At 68.0% G+C, this 17,274-nt stretch carries 17 protein-coding genes; 7 read left to right on the top strand and 10 right to left on the bottom strand.

The genetic code is table 11. The annotated features are described in order from the left end of the window. The first annotated feature begins 18 nt into the window (after positions 1-18). The 4 genes from DES47_RS20530 to DES47_RS20515 are packed head-to-tail and all read left to right on the top strand — an operon-like array spanning position 19 to position 4,378. Positions 19-2,307: a response regulator gene (locus tag DES47_RS20530; protein ID WP_133702601.1), complete on the top strand. Its 2,289-nt coding sequence runs from the start codon at positions 19-21 to the stop codon at positions 2,305-2,307. Between the two features lies 1 nt (position 2,308). Then, positions 2,309-2,647: an Hpt domain-containing protein gene (locus tag DES47_RS20525; protein WP_133702600.1), complete on the top strand. Its 339-nt coding sequence runs from the start codon at positions 2,309-2,311 to the stop codon at positions 2,645-2,647. After that, entirely contained in the window at positions 2,640-3,689 is a 1,050-nt protein-coding gene (locus tag DES47_RS20520) for an adenylate/guanylate cyclase domain-containing protein (RefSeq protein ID WP_133702599.1), read from the top strand. Before DES47_RS20525 ends, DES47_RS20520 begins: the two co-directional genes overlap by 8 nt. A gap of 2 nt (positions 3,690-3,691) precedes the next feature. Further along, complete coding sequence (locus DES47_RS20515) at positions 3,692-4,378, top strand: Crp/Fnr family transcriptional regulator (protein WP_166652101.1); 687 nt, start codon at positions 3,692-3,694, stop codon at positions 4,376-4,378. On the opposite strand, the gene ruvC is transcribed toward DES47_RS20515, so the two are convergent. Genes ruvC through DES47_RS20500 form a run of 3 tightly spaced genes read right to left on the bottom strand, consistent with a single transcriptional unit; the run spans position 4,372 to position 6,523 of the window. Next, positions 4,372-4,920, bottom strand: coding sequence for a crossover junction endodeoxyribonuclease RuvC (gene ruvC / locus DES47_RS20510; RefSeq protein ID WP_133702730.1), 549 nt, complete (start codon positions 4,918-4,920; stop codon positions 4,372-4,374). The two genes, DES47_RS20515 and ruvC, sit on opposite strands and share 7 nt — an antisense overlap. 2 nt (positions 4,921-4,922) lie before the next feature. Next, on the bottom strand, positions 4,923-5,903 hold the full coding sequence (locus DES47_RS20505) for a phosphatidate cytidylyltransferase (protein ID WP_133702597.1): 981 nt from the start codon (positions 5,901-5,903) through the stop codon (positions 4,923-4,925). Beyond that, the gene (locus DES47_RS20500) at positions 5,900-6,523 is read right to left on the bottom strand and encodes a lysophospholipid acyltransferase family protein (protein WP_133702596.1); all 624 of its coding nucleotides are present in this window, start codon (positions 6,521-6,523) and stop codon (positions 5,900-5,902) included. The genes DES47_RS20505 and DES47_RS20500 overlap by 4 nt, the downstream gene beginning before the upstream one ends. 111 nt (positions 6,524-6,634) lie before the next feature. On the opposite strand from DES47_RS20500, the gene DES47_RS20495 reads away from it, so the two are divergent. Beyond that, positions 6,635-8,776: a PQQ-dependent sugar dehydrogenase gene (locus DES47_RS20495; RefSeq protein ID WP_166652100.1), complete on the top strand. Its 2,142-nt coding sequence runs from the start codon at positions 6,635-6,637 to the stop codon at positions 8,774-8,776. Here DES47_RS20495 and DES47_RS20490 read toward each other — a convergent pair. From DES47_RS20490 to DES47_RS20480, 3 genes are read right to left on the bottom strand one after another with little or no spacing between them, the layout of a single operon-like run. Then, entirely contained in the window at positions 8,753-9,997 is a 1,245-nt protein-coding gene (locus tag DES47_RS20490) for a S8 family peptidase (RefSeq protein ID WP_133702594.1), read from the bottom strand. The genes DES47_RS20495 and DES47_RS20490 overlap by 24 nt on opposite strands. Before the next feature lies 1 nt (position 9,998). Further along, a complete protein-coding gene (locus tag DES47_RS20485; RefSeq protein WP_133702593.1) occupies positions 9,999-10,685 on the bottom strand; it encodes a zf-HC2 domain-containing protein in 687 nt (228 codons plus the stop codon). Continuing rightward, positions 10,682-11,314: an RNA polymerase sigma factor gene (locus DES47_RS20480; protein WP_243748399.1), complete on the bottom strand. Its 633-nt coding sequence runs from the start codon at positions 11,312-11,314 to the stop codon at positions 10,682-10,684. Before DES47_RS20480 ends, DES47_RS20485 begins: the two co-directional genes overlap by 4 nt. A 23-nt stretch (positions 11,315-11,337) precedes the next feature. Between DES47_RS20480 and DES47_RS20475 the strand changes: the two genes are divergently transcribed. Continuing rightward, on the top strand, positions 11,338-12,099 hold the full coding sequence (locus DES47_RS20475) for a TorF family putative porin (protein ID WP_166652099.1): 762 nt from the start codon (positions 11,338-11,340) through the stop codon (positions 12,097-12,099). A gap of 13 nt (positions 12,100-12,112) precedes the next feature. On the opposite strand, the gene DES47_RS20470 is transcribed toward DES47_RS20475, so the two are convergent. The 4 genes from DES47_RS20470 to dusB form a co-directional block, all read right to left on the bottom strand. Beyond that, entirely contained in the window at positions 12,113-13,522 is a 1,410-nt protein-coding gene (locus DES47_RS20470; RefSeq protein ID WP_133702591.1) for a coniferyl aldehyde dehydrogenase, read from the bottom strand. Between the two features lie 89 nt (positions 13,523-13,611). Then, entirely contained in the window at positions 13,612-15,192 is a 1,581-nt protein-coding gene (gene purH / locus DES47_RS20465; protein WP_133702590.1) for a bifunctional phosphoribosylaminoimidazolecarboxamide formyltransferase/IMP cyclohydrolase, read from the bottom strand. Positions 15,193-15,238: 46 nt separating this feature from the next. After that, positions 15,239-15,478, bottom strand: a complete 240-nt coding sequence (locus DES47_RS20460) for a helix-turn-helix domain-containing protein (protein ID WP_133702589.1) — start codon at positions 15,476-15,478, stop codon at positions 15,239-15,241. Between the two features lie 78 nt (positions 15,479-15,556). Continuing rightward, positions 15,557-16,615 (bottom strand): tRNA dihydrouridine synthase DusB, encoded by a 1,059-nt coding sequence (gene dusB, locus DES47_RS20455; RefSeq protein ID WP_133702588.1) that lies wholly within the window; start codon positions 16,613-16,615, stop codon positions 15,557-15,559. A gap of 141 nt (positions 16,616-16,756) precedes the next feature. On the opposite strand from dusB, the gene DES47_RS20450 reads away from it, so the two are divergent. Continuing rightward, positions 16,757-17,239: a YqaA family protein gene (locus DES47_RS20450; RefSeq protein ID WP_133702587.1), complete on the top strand. Its 483-nt coding sequence runs from the start codon at positions 16,757-16,759 to the stop codon at positions 17,237-17,239. The last annotated feature ends 35 nt before the right edge of the window (positions 17,240-17,274 follow it).

Genomic DNA, 17,274 nt, shown 5'->3' with positions numbered 1-17,274 from the left:
CCGCACGAGGGCATAGGCGTGAGCTCGAGTTTGCAAGCGATGGCCGATCCCGGGGCCTTGCCGCCGGAACAGTCCGCGGCCGATGAGCGGGCCTTGGCGGCCATGCGTGAGCAGGTCGCGCGGGCACAGTTCGCCTATCTGGCCGGCAATATGCGGCTGGGCCTAGCGGTATCCCCGGTGGGCGCGCTGCTGTTCGCCTGGGCGGTGACACTGAGCGGTGCTGCTCAGGGGCTGGCCTGGTGGGTGGCGGCCCTGCTGCTGGTGATACTGATCTACTTCGTCGTTGTCGCGCCGCTGCACCGGCGTCTGGCCGAGGCGGGCGATTTCGTCCGCCTGTCCAGGGTGCAGGTCGCCTTCCATCTGCTGCTGGGCGGTGTCTGGGGGGCTGGCTGCGCGCTGTACTTCGAGCCCGGTCTGCTGCGCCTGCTCGTCCTGCTGCTGGCGGTGCTGGGCAATGTCGTGGCGGTGGCCTCGGCGGCCGCCATCCACCGGCCCAGCGCCTACGCCTTCTGTGTCCTCACCGTGATGCCCTTTGCGCTTCGCGCCGCTGCCTCGACCGACACCGGACCTCCGCTGCTGTTCGCCGCGGCTGCCCTGCTGCTGTCCACCTGCGTGCTGGTTTACGCGCGCCAACACGGTGAGGCCCTGCTCGACTCGATGCGCATGCGCTTCGAGAACACCCGCCTGAACGAGGCCTTGACCGAGCAGCGAGTGCGCGAACGCACCCGCGTGCTGGAGGACGCCAACCGCCACAAGTCCGAGTTCCTGGCCACCGTCAGCCATGAGATCCGCACGCCGCTGAACGCCATCATCGGCATGAGCGGCCTGATGCTGGACACCCGGCTCGATGCCGAGCAGCAGGACTATGCGCTGACCATCCGCGATTCCGGCGAGACGCTGCTGACCATCATCAACGACATCCTGGACTTCTCGAAGATCGAGGCCGGGCGCATGGACATCGAGCTGCACCCGTTCGAGCTGCGGGACTGCATCGAATCGGCGCTGGACCTGGTCAGCGCGCGCGCCGCCGAGAAGCACCTTGACCTGGCCTATGTGTTCGAGAGCACTGCGGAGGGCGAACCGCCGGCCGCGGTGCTGGGCGACGTCACGCGGCTGCGCCAGATCCTGCTCAACCTGCTGGCCAATGCGGTCAAGTTCACCGAAGCAGGCGAGGTCGTGTTGACGGTCAGGGCCGAAGGGACGGGCCTGCACTTCACCGTCCGCGATACCGGCATAGGCCTGAGCGAGCAGGGCATGAGCCGGCTGTTCCAGAGCTTCAGCCAGGCGGACAGCTCGACCACGCGTCAGTACGGCGGCACCGGCCTGGGCCTGGCGATCAGCAAGAAGCTGGCGGAGCTGATGGGTGGTCGCATGTGGGCCGAGAGCGCCGGGCCGGGTCTGGGCAGCAGCTTCTGCTTCACCATCGAGGCGGTGCCGGCCGAGCTGCCCGCCACCGCGCGGCGCGAGTACATCGGCCCGCAGCCGGCACTGAAAGCCAAGCACCTGCTGGTGGTCGATGACAACCCGACCAACCGCCGCCTGCTGGCCCTGCAGACCGCCAAATGGGGCATGGTGCCGCGCGACTGCAACTCTGGTGAAGAGGCGCTGCGCACGCTCGAGCAGGCCGAGCAGTCCGGCGAGCACTTCGATCTGGCCGTGCTGGACATGCACATGCCCGGCATGGACGGTGTGAGTCTGGCGCGCCGCGTGCGCCAGCGTTGGCCCGCGCTGCCCCTGGTGCTGTTCAGCTCGCTGGGCCGCCGCGAAATCGGCGTCGAGGAGGGCCTGTTCCAAGCGTTCCTTCACAAGCCCCTGCATCAGAGCCAGCTGTTCGACACCCTGGTGGGCCTGATGGGCGAGGCGCTGGCGCCGCGCGTGGCGCCGCCGCCCCGACCCGGTCTTGACACGGGCCTGGCGCTACGCCACCCGCTGCGCATCCTGCTCGCAGAAGACAATGTCGTGAACCAGAAGCTGGCGCTGCGCCTGCTCGGCCAGATGGGCTATCGCGTCGATGTGGCCAGCAACGGCATCGAGGCGATCGAGTGCGTGGCCCGGCAGGGCTACGACCTGGTGCTGATGGATGTGCAGATGCCCGAGATGGATGGGCTGCAGGCGGCGCAGGAGATCTGCCACCGCTGGCCGTGCGGCGGGCGGCCGCGTATCGTCGCGATGACGGCCAATGCCATGCAGGGTGACCGCGAGGCCTGCCTGGCTGCCGGCATGGATGACTATGTGACCAAGCCGATCCGGGTCGATGCGCTGGTGGCGGCGCTGATGCGGACCCAAGCCGTAGCGGGGAGCAGCTGAGATGGCGGTGATCAACGGGCAGATCTTTGCGGAGCTGCAGGCCACGGCGGGTGCCGAGTTCGTGGCCGAGCTGGTGCAGGCCTTTCTGGAAGACGCGCCGGCCCTGCTGCGTGAGTTGTGCAGGGCCGCCGAGGCGGGCGACGCGCAGGCGCAGCGGCGTGCCGCGCATACGCTGAAGTCCAATGCCAACACCTTTGGCGCCACCGCTCTGGCCGATCTGGCTCGTGACTTGGAGCAGGGGGCCAACCCCGGCGCTGAGGCACGCGCTGCTCAGTTGCAGGCGCTGGAGGCCGCCTATGCCGCTGCGACAAGCGCCTTGACCGAGCTCAGCCATGCGTGACCAGGGCGCGCGGCTGCTGCTGGTCGACGACAACCGCGTCAACCGTCTGCTGCTGGCGCGCCTGCTCAGCCAGCTGGGCCATCAGGCCGAGCTGGCCGAGAACGGCCGCCAGGCCCTGCGCATGCTGCGCGAGCGCCGCTACGACCTGCTGGTGCTGGATATCGAGATGCCCGAGATGGACGGCTTCGAGGTCCTGAGCCGCATGCTCGAAGACCCCGAGCTGCGCGACCTGCCGGTGATCGTCACCTCGGCACTGGAAGGCCTGGACAACGCGGTGCGTTGCATCGAGCTGGGGGCCGAGGACTATCTGAGCAAGCCGGTCAATCCGGTGCTCCTGAAGGCGCGCATCAATGCCAGCCTCGAGAAGAAGCGCCTGCGCGACGCGCAGCGCGATCTGGTCAGCCGCTTTGCCACGCTGGAGGTAGCGCAGGACCTGGCCCGCTCGGGCTTCTCGCTCGGCGGGCGGCGCGTCCATGGCGCGGTGCTGTTCTGCGACATCCGTGGCTTCACCCGTATGGTCGAGACGCAGACGCCCGAGGAGATCATCGAGCTGCTGAACACCTACTACACCCTGATGTTCGATGCCATCACCGGCATGGGCGGCGTGGTCAACCAGATCATCGGCGACGGCCTGATGGCCATCTTCGGCGCGCCGATGCCGCTGCAGGCACCGGCCGCCTGCGCGGTGGCGGCGGCGCTGGAGATGGTGGCGATGATCGAGCAGTTCAGCGGCGAGCAGGTTGCCGCCGGCAAGTCGGCCCTGCGCATCGGCGTGGGCATAGCCTCCGGCCACATGGTCGCCGGCTACACCGGCACCGAGAGCCGTGCCACCTACACCTGCGTCGGCGACACGGTCAACGTGGCGGCGCGGCTGGAGGCGCACACCAAGGAGGCGCAGCGTGCCATCCTGATCGACGGCGCTTCCTGCGCCGCACTCGAGGGTGTCCTGCCCGACTATGCCGTGATCGAGGCGCTGGGGCCGGTGCAGCTCAAGGGCAGGGCCGCGCCAGTCGAGGTGTTTGCAGTGCTCAGGCCCGCATGAGCATGGACGCGCTGCTTGTGCTGGCGATGGCCTACCTGACCGAGGCCGTGTCGTCGCCGCGGCAGATCATCGCCCATCTGGCGGCGCTGCTGGGTGTTGGCCTGGTGATGGCCGGTGCGCTGGTGCGCACGATGACGCCGCTGCGCTGGCTGGCCGTGGGTAGCAATATCGGCCTGCTGAGCTATGGCCTGCTGCATCCGTCGCCGATCACGATGAGCATCGCCGCCGTGCTGCTGCCGATCAATATCTACCGCGCCGTCGAGGTCACAAGGCTGACGCGGCGGGTGCATCGTGCCACCACGGCCGCCGAGCATGCCGGCCTCTGGCTCAAGCCCTATATGAAAACGCGCAGGCTGAGGGCCGGCAAGACGCTGTTCAGCAAGGGCGACCGCGCCGAGCATCTCTATCTGCTGGTGTCGGGCGAGCTGGAGCTGGTCGGTACCGGGCGCCTGCTGGAGCCGGGCCGCATCTTCGGCGAGATCGCGCTGTTCTCGCCCAGCGGCCTGCGCACGCAGACGGTGCGGGCGCGTGGCGCCTGCACGCTGCTGCAGATACACGACAGCACCGTCAAGCAGCTCTACTACCAGGAGCCGGCCTTCGGCTTCCACATGATAGAGCTGCTGGCCGAGCGCCTGAGCAACGATGTGCAGCGGGCCGAGCGCCAGGCCGGGGGCGAGACGACTCAGTAGGTGCGCCCGCCACCGAACTGCGCATGGGTGCGCCGCGTCAGGGTGGTGGATTTGGCCATCGCCGCGAACGAGGCGCCGGCATGGGCATGCATGATGGCGATGCCCAGCGCATCGGCCGCGTCGGTGCCGGGCAGGCCGGGCAGGGCCAGCAGGCGCTGCACCATCAGCTGCACCTGGCCCTTGCTCGCTCGGCCATGGCCGACCACCGCCTTCTTCATCTGCAGCGCGGTGTACTCGGCCACCTCCAGATCGCAGGACACCAGGCTGGTCAGCGCCGCCCCGCGCGCCTGACCCAACAGCAGGGTGGACTGCGGATTGACGTTGACAAAGACGATCTCCACTGCCGCACACTTGGGCTGGTAGCGAGCCACCACCTCGCGCACGCCGTCGAAGATGATCTTCAGCCGCTGGGGCAACTGGCCGCTGGCCACCGCATTGGTACGTATCGTGCCGCTGGCCACATAGCTCAGCCTCGGGCCATCGGCGTCGATGACACCGAATCCCGTTGTTTGGAGGCCGGGATCGATTCCAAGAATTCGTATCGTCATTTGCTCAGTGAAAAATACCAGCGCACCGAATGGAAGAACACCGGGGCGGCAAAGCACAGTACCGCAATCCGGTCCAGCAGACCGGCCGCGCCGGTGATGGAGCTGCGATTGCCCCAGTAGCGCACGCCGGCGTCGCGCTTCAGCGCCTTCAGCACCAGGCCGCCCAGGGTGCCGGCGCCGGCGGCGATGAAGGCCATCACCAGAGCCTGGCCGGCCTTGAACGGAGTGATCCAGTAGAGCAGCATGCCGACGATGGCTGCGCTCACGGCCCCGATAAGCCAGGCACGCACCGAGAACGAGCGGCTGATGCGCCGAGCCAGCGGCCGGCGGCGCAGCCAGCGGCTGGCCAGCTCCTGGCCGATCTGGGCCGTGCCGGCCACCATCACCAGGAAGAACAGCAGGAAGGCGCCGCGGCCCTTGTAGTTCGGGAAGTCAAGCAGCAGCAGGGCCGGTGCATGACTCAGGCCATAGACGCACAGCATGATGCCCCACTGGATCTTGGCGTTACGCTCCAGAAAACGCTCGGGGTCGTCGGCCAGCGCACTGATCACCGGCAAGCCCAGGAAACCGTAGACCGGCAGGAACACGGTGAACAGGTCGAAGTGGCGCGTGCCGACCAGCACGTACTGCACCGGCAGCAGCACGAAGAAGGCCAGCAGCAGGCTGCGGTGGTCGCTGCGTCGGGTGTGCATCAAGGTGATGAACTCGCGCAGGGCCAGGAAGGAGAACACGCCGAACAGCAGGGTGGCGCCGATGGGCCCGGAGATCCAGGCCCCCCAGAAGATCACCGCCCCGCCCCAGACCGCCCTCAGGTCGCGGCGGAACTCATGCTGCCACTCCTGCTGCTCGGCCGTCTGTTCGCGCTCGCGCAGCGTGCGCAGAAAGGCGCCCACGCTGACCAGCAGCAGCACGCCGAACAGGATCACGAACAGCAGCCCTACCTGCTGATCGACGCTGAGGTCTTTGAGCATGCTCATTGGGACACCGGCCTTTGCTCGAGCACCGCCGCGCGGGCGCGCTCCAGGAAGGCCCTCTTGTCCTCGCCGGGCTGCAACTGCACCGCCGCGCCGAAGGTCACCGTGCACAGGATGGGCGCCGGCACGACCTCGCCCTTGGGCATGACGCGCTGCACATTGTCTATCCAGGCCGGTATCAGCTGTACCTGCGGGAACTGCTCGGCCAGATGGAACAGGCCGCTCTTGAAGGGTTGGGGCTCGCCCTTGTTGCTGCGCGTGCCCTCGGGGAAGATGACCAGCGAGTCGCCCTTGTTCAGCGCCTCGACCAGGGGCTCCAGCGGGTCCTGCTCCTCGGCCGTGCGGGTGCGGCTGACATAGACGGCGTTGAACACCGCCGAGGTCAGCCAGGTCTTGAACCTGCTGCTGGTCCAGTAGTCACGCGCGGCGATAGGCCGGGTGCGGGCGCGCAGATCGCGCGGCAGCGCGGCCCAGATCAGTACCCAGTCGAAATGGCTCTGGTGGTTGGCAAAATAGATGCGCTGCTCCGCCTTCGGCGGGCTGCCCTTCCAGTGGCCTTGGGCGCCGGTGATCAGGCGCGCCAGCGAGGCCAGGAACAGGCCGGTGAATTCTGCAAGCGTCATGGCGGCCATGGTAGCGGGCTTTGCGGCACAACCTTTTTTGGCCGCGGCGGTGCTCACGCAATGCAGGGCCGAGGCGTCGCTTTGTGCCTATCGCATATCAAGGAGGCTGCAATGAATGCTCGTGCTTGGCTATTCCTGCTTGTGTCGGGCCTATCGGCCGGGTCGGCGTCGGCCCTGAGCCTGGGCATGACCGATACCTTCCAGGATGGCTCGACGATGGGCTGGAGCAGCGGAGCCGCCAACCCCAATCCGCCCTTTGTCGCAGCCTCAGGCGGGCCGGCCGGCGCAGGGGACATGTTCCTGCAGCTGGCGGCCACCGGCAACCCGGGGGCGGGTGGCAAGCTGGTGGCCTTCAGCGGCGCGCAATGGGCGGGTGACTATCTGGCCGGCGGCGTGACGGCCGTCGCCATGGACCTGAACAATATGGGGGCGACCGATCTGAGCCTGCGCCTGTGGGTCGCCGCACCGGATGTGATGTCGGAGCAGCCGGTGCTGCTGAAGGCCGGGAGTGGCTGGACCCATGTGCTGTTCCAGCTGACCCCGGACGCGCTGACCGGCGCGGCCGCATTGGCGCTGAGCAATGTCTCGCAACTGCGCCTGTTCCATGGCACCGATGCCTTGTTCCCCGGCCAGAACATTGCCGCCCAGCTGGGCGTGGACAATATCAGCGCCGTGCCCGAGCCGCAGACCTTGGCACTGCTGGGGGCAGGCCTTGCGCTGGTCGCCGGCCTGCGCATGCGCCGCCGTTGGCGTGCACCCTTGGTGCTGATGGCACTGCTGGGCCTGGGCCAGGGTGCGCAGGCGACCACCGTGCTGCCTGCCATCACCACCGGTGACATCGCCGTGCATCTGAAGACGGTGGCCAGCGGCATGTCAGCCCCCGATTACGCGATCAGCGCGCCGGGAGACACCAGCCGCCTGTTCGTCGTCGAGCAGAACGGCCTGCTGCGGGTGATAGAGAACGGCAGCCTGCTGGCCGCCCCGGCGCTGGACATTCGCAGCCGTGTGTCGCCGCCGCTGAACCCTGCCAACGCCAATGACGAGCGCGGCTTTCTGGGCCTGGCCTTCCACCCCGGCTTCAACACGCCCGGCAGCATCGGCTTCGGCAAGCTCTATACCTACACCAGCGAGGCCATACCCGCCGGCACGGCGCCGACCTTTGCCGCGCCCAACGGGGCGGTGCAGAACTACAAGAACCTGATCACCGAATGGCGCATCAGCCCGGGACAGCCCGGCGTGGTGGATCCGACTTCGAGGCGCGAGATCATCTCCTTCGGCAAGAATGCCGGCAATCACAACGGCGGCACGATCACCTTCGGCACCGATGGCTATCTCTACCTGGGCCTCGGTGATGGCGGCAACGCCAATGACGTCGGCCCCAGCCACCTGGAGCCCGGCGGCAATGCGCAGAACCTGAGCACGCCGCTGGGCAAGATGCTGCGCATCGATCCCGTCGATCCCGCACTCACCGCCGCCAGCGCCGATCTGCTCAGCGGCAACGGCCAGTACCGCATTCCGGTCGGCAATCCGTTCCAGGGCGCTGGCCAGGTGCGCGAGATCTATGCGCTGGGCTTCCGCAATCCCTATCGCTTCGCCGTCGATCGCCCCGATCTGGGTGGCAACGGCCAGATCATCATCGGCGATGTGGGCCAGAACATGATCGAGGAGATCGACCGGCTGGAACTGGGCGGCAACTTCGGTTGGGGACTCAAGGAGGGTGACTTCCTGTTCAACCGCACCGGCCCGAATGCGGGCCAGATCGGCGCGCGCAGCCCGGGCAACCCGGTTGGGCTGATCGATCCGATCAAGGGCACATTGGCGACCCTGGAATACGACCATGGTGACGGCATCTCGATCACCGGCGGTTTCGTCTATCGCGGTGGGGCGATACCGGCGCTGTTCGGCAAGTATGTGTTCGGCGACCTGGCCTTGCGCAGCGGCGGCGGACAGCCGCGGGCCGATGGGCGGCTGTTCTACGCCGATCTGGAGACCGGTGAGATCAAGGAGTTTGCGCTGCCGCAGTTCGTCGATGGACAGCTGCCCGATGGCCTGACCGTGCACGGCTTCGGCGAGGATGCGATGGGTGAGCTCTATGCCCTGGTCACCAACACACCGGCCAATGGCACCGGCGGCATCGTGTTTCAGATCACCGCTGTGCCGGAGCCAGCGACCTGGGCGAGTCTCGGGCTGGGCCTGCTGCTGCTGGCCGTTGCACGTCGTGGCGCAAGTTCAAGGCGTGCACAGCGCCAGTGAACGCAGATGCCGCATCGCCGTGCAGGCATTGACCGGCGCCGGTGCCGCAAGCCAGCGCTGGGCCTGTTCGGCATTGAGCGCTGGATGCAGCGCCCGCAGCAGCGCCACGGTGCCGGTGACATGGGCGGCGGCCAGCGAGCTGCCGGAGGCAAAGTCGTAGCTGCCACCGGGGTTCAGGGTCAGGATGTCGCGGCCCGGTGCGCTCAGTGCCTGCGTGCCGCCGGTGGTGTCGCCGAGTGAGCGCACCGCCAGCACGCCCGGAACACCCCCAGGGAAGCCCTCAGCGCGGCCACCGGCCGGCAGTGCGCCGACGACGATGATGCCGCGCCGCACCGCGTGTTCGGTGAGCTTTTGCAGCAGCGGATCGGCCGGGCCGCTGAGGCTAAGGTTGATGATGTCGGCATCGGCGGCAATGGCCGCGCCCAGGGCCCGCGCCAGCGTGAATGAGTCGCAGCGGGCGCTGCGCCCGGCCTCGGCATCCCAGCAGGCCCGGTAGGCGAGTAGCTGGGCCTCCGGGGCGATACCGACAATGCCCTGGCGGTTGTTCGCGACGGCTGCAATCACGCCGGCCATCTGCGTGCCATGACGCTCGCCGCCCGCGGGCAGGCCGCGAGCCGGGGCGACGAAATTGCGTTCAGTCAGCACACGGCCCTGCAGGTCGGGGTGGCTGGCGTCCAGGCCGGTGTCTATCAGGGCCACGCGCACGCCGGCGCCGCGCGACCAGCGCTGCGCCTCGGCCACATCCATGGCCATGAAGCCGCGCTGCAGGCCGACATAGGGATCGTTATAGGCCGGCTTGTCCGGTGCGACGTCCGGGATGGCCAGCGTTTCGAACTGGTTCAGCGGCTGGGCCAGTACGACGCGGGGATCGCGCGCCAGCGCGGCCAGCACGGTGGCGGAGTCGGCTCCGGCGGCCAGACGGAACAGCAGGCAGTGCAGCTTCAGCGGCGCGATCGTCCAACCGTCCTCGACCTGCAGTTTGAAATCGCGTGCCAGCCCCTCGGCCGTGGCCTCTGTGCCCAGGCCGGGGCCATAGCCCGCACCGCGCCGGTAGCTGGCCCGGGCGGTGCCGCCAACGGCGGGCAGGGCGGGGCGGTGATCGGCCAGGGCGACGATGATCAGGCCTGGCTCCGCTCGGGGGCCGGGCTGGGCCTCGGCGACCCAGGGGGAGGTGGCTAGAGTGGCCAAGCCTGCCAGGACCAGGGCACGCAGGAGATTCATATCAGGGCTTTGGAGGCGTCAAGGGTTCGGCCAGCAGCACGCCCGGCTCGGCCCGCAGGCGCTGCACGGCCTCGGCCACGCCGAGGCCGGCACCGGGGCGCAGGCCCAGGGCGAAGTGGGTGGCATCGGCATTGGCCTGCAGCAGCTGCAATTCGTGGCGATCCAGCAGTGCGTGCAGCTCGCCCAGGCTCAGGCCGGGTGCCGGCACGAGCCGGATGTCAGCCATGCCGGCTGGCGGTTGACTCAAGACCTGGTACTCGGCGCCCCGTGGCCGCTCCCACAGCACGCCCAGCAGCGCTGCCAGGCCCAGCGCCTGCACAAGCACGGCCGCGATCATGGCGGTTTGCCAGCGGCCACGGCGTTGGTGCTCGGCGGGTGCAGTGGGCGAGGCGGGCGGCTGCGTTGCCAGCTTGTCCCACAGGCTGCCGGTCTGCTCGGCATCGACACGGCCCCAGAAGCGGCCCAAGGCATGATCGGCATCGAGGGCGGCAGGCGCCGTGCGAGGTGCCATGCCATCGCGCAACTGGCACTGGAAGTCGAACTCCTCGCGGCAGTCCGCACAGTCTTCGGCGTGGCGTTCCACCAGGCGGCGCTCGTCTTCGCTGGCGCTGCCGTTGACGACCCAGGGGATCAGGTCCCAGGCACGCCGGTGAGCCGAGTTCGGATCGGCATCCATGGTCTTGCTCATCCTTGCCCGGCTCCCAGACCGGCAACGTGTGACTCGGCCAGCGCCGGCATCAGATTGCGAAGCCGCAGCCGGGCGTGGAACATGCGGGCCTTGACCGTGCCCTCCGCACAGTCCATCACTGTGGCAATCTCGGCACAGGACAGGCCGGCCAGATAGGCCAGTTCCATGGTCGTGCGAAGGTCCTCGGGCAGCAGGCGCAGGCCCTTGGTGACCCAGTCGCGCAACTCGTTGTCGGCCGCCGGGTTGGCCGCCGAGGCCTCGTCCAGCTCGCTCTGCACCAGGCCATCCTGGCTGACCTCGGCGGCCGGCGTGCCGTCACGCAGGGCCTTGAGCATGCAGCGGTAGGCAATGCCGGTGATCCAGGTGCCCACCCGCGACTCGCCGCGAAAGGCACCGGCCTTGCTCCAGACCACCCACATCGCGCTGTTGATCACGTCCTCGATCACATCGTCGCGCGCGCTGAAGCGGCGCAGAAAGCGCGTCATCTTCGGGAAGTAGCGGCGATAGAGCTGCTCGAAGGCCGCGCGGTTGCCGGCCGCCGCGGCGCACAACTCGGCACGATCCAGGGCATCGGCCGGATCCGCACCGTCGAACTGCTGATGGGCTGGCATATCGGGTGAGTGCCGCATTTTTGAATTATGGTTGCATCCCTGTGCCAAACCACCATTTCCACCGTTTCTCTGCTCGCTTCAACCGCGCCGCCCTAGCCCTCGGGCTTTGCTCGCTGGTCTGGCAGCCGGCATGGGCCGACGACTGGAGCCACTCGGTCGCCGTGGCCAGCGACTACGTGGTGCGCGGCATCAGCCTCAGCAACGAACATGCCTCGCTGGCCTGGGACATCAGCTACCGGGGCGATACCGGCTGGTCGGCCGGCCTGGGTCTGGCGGCGCTGGACCGCGACGCCGAGGGCCGCCGCCTGCTGCTGACCGCCCATCTGGGCCGCAGCTGGCAGCTGAGCACGGACTGGGCGGCCGGCGTGGCACTGAGCCGCTCGGCCTATCCGGGCAGCGCACGGCGCCACCGTTTCGACTCCAGCGAACTCAGCGCCAGCCTCGGCTGGGACGGCCGCGTCAACGGCTCGCTGGCCTGGTATCCCGGTGCCTATCGCAACGATGCCCAGGGCCGACCGCGCAGCGGCCATGCACTCAGCGCCGAACTGAGCCTGCGCCAGCGCCTGGTCGGTGCGCTGGCCCTCGATGCGGGCCTGGGGTATTACCGGCTGCAGGCCAGGGCCGGCAGCGATCTGCCTGCCACCGCGCTGGGCTATGGCTACGGCAATGTGGGCCTCAGCTGGGCCCAGGGCAATGCCCAGGTCTATCTGAGTCACATCGCCAGCCAGGCCCACAGCCGTGGACTGACCAGCGCCGCCCGCGCCGCCGACCGCTGGGTGCTGTCGCTGCTGTGGGAGTTCTGATCGCCCCCCGGTTTCAGCTGATCTTGCGCAGCAGCCCCAGCAGGCGCTCGAACACCGCGCCATAGGGCGGGTAGAACAGCTTGGTGCCGGCAAAGCGGGACTGCCGGAACACGGGCTTTTCCTTGCTGAAGGTGCGGAAGCCCCATTCGCCGTGGTACGAGCCCATGCCGCTGGCGCCAACGCCGCCAAAGGGCTGTTCCTCCTGGCCCAGATGCCAGATGCAGTCGTTGATCGTCACGCCGCCAGCATGGGTCTGCTCCAGCACCCGCTGTTGCGCGGCGCTGTCATTGCCGAACCAGTACAGGGCCAGCGGGTGCTCGTGGCGGTTGATGTAGTCCAGCGCCTCTTCGACGCGCTGGTAGCCGACGATGGGCAGGAGGGGGCCGAAGATCTCCTCGCGCATCACCGCCATCTCGTCGGTCACATTGAGCAGCAGGTGCGGCACCAGCTTGCGACCGCTCAGCGCCTCGTCATGGGTGGGCAGCAGCGTGGCGCCGCGCGCCTTCGCGTCGTCCAGCAGGCCCTGCAGCCGGGCATGGTGGCGCGGCGTCGAGACGCTGGTGTAGTCGGGGTTGGCATCCAGGGTCGGGTACATGCGGCGCACGGCGGCGCGCACCGCCTCGGCCAGCGGCTGCACCAGCTCCTGCGGCGCCAGCACATAGTCGGGTGCCACGCAGGTCTGGCCGGCATTCAAGAGCTTGCCGAAGGCCAAGCGCTCGGCGGTCACGGCGAGGTCGCAGCTGCGGTCGATCAGGGCCGGGGACTTGCCGCCCAGCTCCAGCGTCACCGGCGTCAGATTCTTGGCCGCGGCCTGGGCCACCAGCCTGCCCACAGCGGTGGAGCCGGTGAAGAACAGATGGTCGAAGGGCAGCTGGGTAAAGGCACGGCCGACATCGGCATCACCGACGATGACCTGCATCTCCTCGGGCGCAAAGAATTCGCTGACCATGCGGGCCATCAGCGCCGAGGTGGCCGGCGTCAGCTCCGACGGCTTGATCATCACGCGGTTGCCGGCGGCCAGCGCGGCCAGGGCCGGCGCCATTGCCAGGTAGTACGGGTAGTTCCAGGGCGCGACCACGCCGACCACGCCCAGCGGCTGCGGCAGCAGCTGGTTGCTGGCCGGCAGGAAGTGCAGGGCGGTGGAGACGCGCTTGGGTTTCATCCAGCCGCGCAAATGGCGCAGTGCATGCTTGGCGCCCGACTCGACGGTGTAGACGTCGGCCAGCAGGCTTTCCTGGCGGGCGCGGTGGCCGAAGTCCTGCGAGATGGCGGCGGCCAGCTCGTCGCCGTACTTGGCCGTCATCGCGCGCACACGCTGCAGGCGGTCCTTGCGGACCTCGAGGCTAGGCATGCGCTCGGCGGCAAAGGCGGCGCGCTGCTGCTCCAGCACCACGTGCAGGCGTTCTTGGAGGGACTGGTCCATGCTGTCTCCGGTTCGTTTGAGCGGAGATTACGCGCCAAACAAGGCAAGTGCCAACGGTATTGGCCCTTGCCTAGGGTGACGCGTCTAACTCAATGCCGGAAATGCCGCACGCCGCTGAACACCATTGCGATGCCACGCTCGTTGGCGGCGGCGATGACCTCGTCGTCGCGCATCGAGCCACCGGGCTGAATGACGCTGGTGGCGCCGGCATCGACGACCACGTCCAGGCCGTCACGGAAGGGGAAGAAGGCGTCGCTGGCGACGGCCGATCCCTTCAAGGTCAGGCCGGCGTTCTCGGCCTTGATGCTGGCGATGCGGGCCGAGTCGATGCGGCTCATCTGGCCGGCACCGACGCCCAGGGTCATGCCACCGGCGCAGAACACGATCGCATTGCTCTTCACGTACTGGGCCACGGTCCAGGCGAACAGCAGGTCCTGCAGCTCCTGGGCGGTCGGCTGCTTGGCGGTCACCACCTTCAGGTCGCTGGCCTTGAGGAAGTGGTTGTCGGCGGTCTGCAGCAGGATGCCGGAGCCGACGCGCTTGCTGTCCACCGCATTGCGGCCTTGCTCCCAGGGGGTAGGCCCACCGGCGGGCAGGGCGATTTCGAGCAACCGCACATTGGCCTTGGCCTTGAAGATCTCGCGGGCCTCGGCGCTGAAGGCCGGGGCCATCAGCACCTCGACGAACTGCTTGGCCACATGCTGGGCGGCCGCCGCATCGACCGTGCGGTTGAAGGCGATGATGCCGCCGAAGGCGCTGGTCGGGTCGGTCTTCAGCGCCTTGGCATAGGCCTCGGCCGCGTTTTCGGCCACGGCCACGCCGCAAGGGTTGGCATGCTTGACAATGACGCAGGCCGGGGCATCAAAGGCTTTGACGCACTCCCAGGCGGCGTCCGCGTCGGCGATATTGTTGTAGCTCAGCTCCTTGCCCTGCAGCTGCCTGGCCGTGACCAGCGAGCCGGGCGCGGGGAACAGATCGCGGTACAAGGCGGCGCTCTGGTGCGAGTTCTCGCCGTAGCGCAGGTCCTGCACCTTGACGAAGGTGCTGTTCATCTGGCCGGGGAACTGGGCCAGCGTGCCATCGTCCTGGCGGGCGCTGAGGTAGTTGCTGATCGCTGCGTCGTACTGGGCGATGCGGTTGAACGCGGCCACCGAGCAGGCAAAGCGGGTCTTGTCGCTGGTCTTGCCGCCGGCCTTCAGCTCGTCGAGCACGCCGGCGTATTGCGTCGAGTCGGTCAGCACCGTCACGTCCTTCCAGTTCTTGGCCGCGCTGCGCACCATGGCCGGGCCGCCGATGTCGATGTTCTCGATCGCGTCCTCCAACGTACAGCCGGGCTTGGCCACGGTGGCCTCGAACGGGTAGAGGTTGACCGCCAGGATGTCGATCATCGTGATGCCGTGCTGAGCTGCGGCGGCCATGTGCTCCGGCAGATCGCGGCGCGCCAGCAGGCCGCCATGGATCTTCGGGTGCAGGGTCTTGACGCGGCCATCCAGCATCTCGGGAAAGCCGGTGTGCTCGGCCACCTCGGTGACCGGCAGGCCGGCATCGGCCAGCAGCTTGGCCGTGCCGCCGGTGGACAGCAGGCGCACGTTCAGCTCATGCAGGGCCTTGGCGAAATCAAGAATGCCGGTCTTGTCGGAGACCGAGATCAGGGCGGTGAGTTGGGACATGGATAGCCTTTGAGAACGTTTGAATTCGGGGGGGCGAGCGTGGCAGTCAGCCGAGCAGCTTGTGGTCTTGCAGTTTCCTGCGCAGCGTATTGCGGTTGATGCCCAGCCATTCGGCGGCCTTGCTCTGGTTGCCGGCGGCGTGCTTCATCACCACCTCCAGCAAGGGCTTCTCGACCACGCCCATCAGCATGTCGTGCATCGAGTGCGGCTCGGCCCCTTCCAGATCGGCGAAATAGGCCTCCAGGTTCTCGCGCACGCATTCTTCTATATGTTTTTTCTTGGTCATCTTGTTCCTCCGGGCCACCTCCACGCTGCACCTCCTGTCTTCTTCGTCAACCGAATGGGGAGGCCTGCTGCATGGCGCTCAGGCCACCAGCGGGGTGTTGTCGGTGTCTTCGTCGTCGTTGGCCGCCGACGCTACGCATTGCAGCGGCAGGCGTTCATGCGCTTGTGCCAGCGCCTCGAACCAGTCGGCCACGGCACGGATTTGCGTGTCGCAGCTTTCCAGTGTGTTCATATGGCCGCGAAAGTCCTCGCCGCCGGGCAGGGCGCGCACCGCCCAGCCAATGTGCTTGCGTGCCGTGCGCACGCCGGAGCGCTCGCCGTACAGCGTGTAGTGGTCTTCCAGATGCTCGAGCAACCAGCTGCGCGCCTGCATCACCTCGGGCGCCGGCAGGTGTTCGCCTGTGGCCAGGAAGTGGGCGATCTCGCGGAAGATCCAGGGCCGGCCCTGGGCCGCGCGGCCAATCATCACCGCATCGGCACCGGTCCGGGCCAGTACCTCGCGGGCCTTCTCGGGGGTGTCGATATCGCCATTGGCGACGACCGGAATCGTCAGCGCGGCCTTCACCGCGGCAATCGTGTCGTACTCGGCCTCGCCCTTGTAGCCCTGCTCGCGGGTGCGGCCATGGACGGTGACCATGGCCACGCCGGCGTTCTGCGCGGCCAGCGCGATGCTCAGCGCATTGCGCTGGCTCTGGCACCAGCCGGTGCGCATCTTCAGGGTCACCGGCACGCCATGGGGCGCGCAGGCCTCGACCACGGCCTCGATGATGCCCAGCGCCAGGCTCTCGTCCTGCATCAGCGCCGAGCCGGCCCATTTGTTGCAGACCTTCTTGGCCGGGCAGCCCATATTGATGTCGATGATCTGGGCGCCGCGATCAATGTTGTAGCTGGCGGCCTCGGCCATCATCGCGGCGTCGGTGCCGGCGATCTGCACCGCGATCGGGCCTGGTTCGCCATCGTGGTTGGCGCGGCGCGAGGTCTTCAGGCTGCCCCACAGCTCCTTGCGCGAGGTCACCATCTCGCTCACCGCATAGCCGGCACCCAGGCGCCGGCACAGCTGGCGGAAGGGCCTGTCGGTGACGCCGGCCATCGGTGCGACAAACAGGCGGTTTGTCAGGGAATGAGGGCCGATGCGCATGGGGGAGGGGGAACGGGAGCTGCTTAAAAAGGAGGCAGGAGTATAGCGGCCCCGCCGCCCGGCCGGTGGCCGCGAACTGGGGATGTCTGTTTTTACAGTCCTTGACAGCGCAACGACGGCAGGCCCCGATAATCGGTGCGCATGGAACTCTGGCTTCACTCTCTGCTGGCCGCGCTGGCCCTGCCCAAGTTCGGCCTGAGCACGATCTTCGTGGTGGCCTTCATCGGCGCCACCCTGCTGCCCATGGCCTCGGAACCGGCCGTGTTCGGCCTGGTCAAGCTCAATCCGGAGCTGTTCTGGCCGGCGGTGCTGGTGGCCACGGCCGGCAATACGCTGGGTGGCGCCGTGACCTGGTGGATGGGCTATGGCGCCGAACGGGCCTATGAGCTGACCACCCATCGCAGCCCGAAGGCGCAGGCGCTGCGCTGGCTGGAACGCTTCGGCCCCAAGGCCTGCTTGGTGAGCTGGCTGCCGGTGGTCGGTGACCCGCTGTGCGCCGTGGCCGGCTGGCTGAAGATGCCCTTCTGGCCCTGCATGGCCTATATGGCGGTGGGCAAGTTCCTGCGCTATTCCACCGCCACGGCCGCCCTGCTGTGGGTATTCCCCGGGCAATTCCAGCCCTGATGCTCGCACGAGGCTGAGAAAATAGAGTTTCGCGC

The sequence above is a fragment of the Roseateles toxinivorans genome (assembly GCF_004362525.1).
GTDB classification, from domain to species: Bacteria; Pseudomonadota; Gammaproteobacteria; order Burkholderiales; family Burkholderiaceae_C; genus Paucibacter; species Paucibacter toxinivorans.
Note: the sequence above shows the minus strand (reverse complement) of the source record. Positions and strands in the feature narration are given on the sequence as shown.